Below are 560 nucleotides of genomic sequence, written 5' to 3'. Positions count from 1 at the left end.
AAGTATGTCCTTTACTGCTGGATTGATTGGCGGTAACTACTATCATAAACTTACACGTGAAGAGCTACCGAGCCATACGCATTGGATCTTAGACCAACAAACTGATGTAACCAATGCATTATATGGTGATCCACATAGTGATGTGCTTTTTACGAGAGCCACTGAACGTGCTAATAGAACTAAATATTATTGGTACGGTCAAACATGGCCAACAGGCGGAAACAAACCTCACGATAATGTACAACCTTACGTGGTAACTTACTTTTGGAGACGTATCAAGTAGCTATTTTACCCTTCGCCAAAAGAAAACAACTAAATATGGTTGCACGTTATTGTGTGGAATATTGTTACCAGATCCATTTGTATGAATACTGTTTACATTGTGACTTTGACCATCAGAATGATGCGAACCATAAATAGTCATAAATTCCCACGGACTAGTCTTTAAAGACCCAGATGAATCCCATATACCGATCTCATGTCCATGAGCAGGCATTTCAGAAAATGATAATGTATGGTAGTATTCTCCACCAGTAGAATTAGACGTAAAAGACATACTT

The 560-nt window shown here is 38.4% G+C and carries 1 protein-coding gene and 1 pseudogene; one reads left to right on the top strand and one right to left on the bottom strand.

Annotated features, from left to right (window positions below):
• A partial coding sequence (locus tag LJE08_RS13765) for a hypothetical protein (protein ID WP_227403552.1) occupies positions 1 to 283 on the top strand: 283 nt, incomplete at its 5' end.
• Here LJE08_RS13765 and LJE08_RS13760 read toward each other — a convergent pair.
• Positions 284 to 560 (bottom strand): annotated as a pseudogene (locus LJE08_RS13760) (hypothetical protein); the annotation flags it as partial.

This window comes from Holdemanella sp. DFI.5.55, from assembly GCF_020593575.1.
GTDB lineage: Bacteria > Bacillota_I > Bacilli_A > Erysipelotrichales > Erysipelotrichaceae > Holdemanella > Holdemanella hominis.
This window is presented reverse-complemented; position numbering and strand designations above follow the sequence as displayed.